The organism is Streptomyces zhaozhouensis (assembly GCF_900230195.1).
Taxonomy (GTDB): domain Bacteria; phylum Actinomycetota; class Actinomycetes; order Streptomycetales; family Streptomycetaceae; genus Streptomyces; species Streptomyces zhaozhouensis.
In genome coordinates, this window is record NZ_OCNE01000054.1 from 1 (window position 1) to 2777 (window position 2777).

The 2777-nt window shown below is 75.1% G+C and carries 2 protein-coding genes; both read left to right on the top strand.

The genetic code is table 11. The features are described 5' to 3' along the window. Positions 1–908: beta-ketoacyl reductase (locus CRP51_RS27925; RefSeq protein ID WP_141514712.1), on the top strand; the 908-nt coding region annotated here is incomplete at its 5' end. 85 nt (positions 909–993) lie between these two features. Then, the coding region (locus CRP51_RS27930) for a type I polyketide synthase (protein ID WP_141514713.1) at positions 994–2777 on the top strand (1784 nt) is incomplete at its 3' end.

The following is a 2777-nucleotide window of genomic DNA, read 5'->3' on the forward strand; positions in this document are numbered from 1 at the left end:
CGGTGGCGGGGTTGTTGGGTACGGCGGGGCAGGGGAACTATGCGGCGGCGAACGCGTTCTTGGACGCGTTGGCGGCGCATCGCAGGGCCTCGGGGCTGCCGGGGCTCTCCCTCGCCTGGGGCCTGTGGGAGCAGCCCAGCGAACTCTCCGGCCATCTCGCCGACACCGATCTGCGCCGCCTCGCCCGCTCCGGTCTGCTGCCGCTGTCCACCGACGACGCGCTGACCCTGTTCGACGCGGCGCCCGCGCTGGGGGAGAGCGTCCTCGCGGTCACCCGGCTCGACGCCCGCGCCCTGCGGGACGCCGCCGGAAGGGACCAACTCCCCAGCGTGCTGCGCGGCCTGGTCCGTTCCCCCGCCAGGCGGAACCGGACGACGGCCGGCGCCGCCCAGCCCGGCGGCCCCTCGCTGGCCGAGCGGCTCGCGCCGCTGCCGCCCGCCGAGCGGGACCGCGTCCTCACCGACCTGGTGCGGGCCAGGGTCGCCGCCGTGCTCGGCCACGCCGACCACTCGGCGGTCGACGCCGAACGCCCCGTCCAGGAGCTGGGCTTCGACTCGCTGACCGCGCTGGAACTGCGCAACCAGCTCAACGCCGAGACCGGGCTGCGGCTGCCCAGCACGCTGGTCTTCGACCATCCGACACCCCGGGCCGTCGCCGCCCGTCTCGCCACCCTGCTCGACATCGCGGAGACCACCCCCGACGAGCCCGTGCTCGCCGAGCTGTCCCGGCTGCGGACCGTCATCGCCTCGGTCTCGGCCGACGGCGGGGCCCGCGACCGGATCGCGGCGCGGCTGCGCGAACTCCTCGCCACGGCCGACACCGCCGCCGGCGGCGACGAGGCGCCCGACGAGGACCTGCGGGCGGCCAGCGACGAGGAGCTCTTCGCCCTCGTGGACGAACGCGACTGACCGCCCGCCCCGACCCCGGACGGACCCGGGGAACCCACGCACCGGACACCAGAACGCATCTCACGACAAGGGGAGTTGAACGACCATGGCGGGCGAGGAGAAGCTGCGCGACTACCTCAGGAAGGCCGTCGCCGACGCGCGGGACGCGCGCCGGCAGCTGCGCGAGCTCAAGGAGAGGCGCCACGAGCCGATCGCGATCGTCGGCATGGCGTGCCGCTACCCGGGCGGGGTCTCCTCGCCCGAGGAGCTGTGGCGGCTGGTCGCCGACGGCACGGACGCGGTCGGCCCGCTGCCCGACGACCGGGGCTGGGACCTGGAGGCGCTCTACGACCCGGACCCCGACCACCCGGGCACCTCCTACGCGAGAGAGGGCGGGTTCCTGCGCGACGCGGCCCTGTTCGACCACGAGTTCTTCGGGATGTCCGCCCGCGAGGCGGCGGCCGTCGACCCCCAGCAGCGGCTGCTGCTGGAGACGGCGTGGGAGACGTTCGAGAGCGCCGGGCTCGACGCGGGCGCGCTGCACGGCTCGCGCACCGGCGTCTTCACCGGGCTGATGTACGGCGACTACGGTTCCCGGCCCGGCCTGCCGCCCGAGGAGGCCGAGGGCTATCTCTTCAGCGGCAGTGCCGGCAGCATCGCCGCCGGCCGGCTCTCCTACACCTTCGGCTTCGGGGGCCCCTCGCTCAGCGTGGACACCGCCTGCTCCTCGTCGCTGGTCGCCCTGCACCTGGCGGTGGGCGCCCTGCGCAACGGCGAGTGCGACCTGGCGCTGGCCGGCGGCGCCACCGTGATGTCCACGCCGGTCGCCTTCGTCGAGTTCTCCCGACTGCGCGGCCTGTCCCCGGACGGCCGCTGCAAGTCCTTCGGCGCGGACGCGGACGGCGTCGGCTGGTCGGAGGGGGTCGGGTTGCTGCTGGTCGAGCGGCTTTCGGACGCGCGGCGCAACGGGCACCGGGTGCTCGCCGTCGTACGCGGTTCGGCGGTGAACCAGGACGGTGCCAGCAACGGGTTGACCGCGCCGAACGGCCCCGCCCAGGAGCGGGTCATTCGGGCGGCGTTGGCGGACGCGGGGTTGCGTCCGGCCGAGGTGGATGTCGTGGAGGCGCACGGGACGGGCACCCGGCTGGGTGACCCGATCGAGGCGGGGGCGCTGCTGGCCACCTATGGCCGGGAGCGTGACGAAGTCCCGCTGTATCTGGGGTCGTTGAAGTCGAACATCGGGCACGCCCAGGCGGCCGCCGGTGTCGGCGGGGTCATCAAGATGGTCGAGGCGATGCGCCACGGCACCCTGCCGCGCACCCTGCACGCCGAGGAGCGTTCGCCGATGGTGGACTGGTCAGGTGGCGCGGTCGAGTTGCTGACGGAGGAGCGGGAGTGGCCGGCCGTCGCCGACCGGCCGCGCCGGGCCGGGATCTCCTCGTTCGGCTTCGGCGGCACCAACGCCCACGTCGTCATCGAGGAACCGACCGCCGAGGCCCCCGCCGACGGGCGGCCGGAGGAGACACCCGCCCCCGTCGAACCGCCCGCGCTGCCCTGGCTGTTGAGCGCGCGCACCCCGGAGGCCCTGACCGGGCAGGCGGAACGGCTCCGCGCCCATCTGGAGCGGAACCCGGGCCTCGCCCCCCTCGACGTGGCGTACACCCTCGCCACCGGCCGCGCCGCCCTCGACCACAGCGCCGTGGCCGTGGGCGGCGACCGCGCCGCGCTGCTCGACGAGCTGCGCGTCCTGGACCCCCGCACGCGCGGCGACGGCGCGCTGGGCTTTGTCTTCTCGGGTCAGGGTGCGCAGCGGGTGGGGATGGGGTTGGGGTTGGCGGGGGCGTTTCCGGTGTTCGGGGAGGCGTTGGGTGAGGTGTGTGGGGTGTTGGA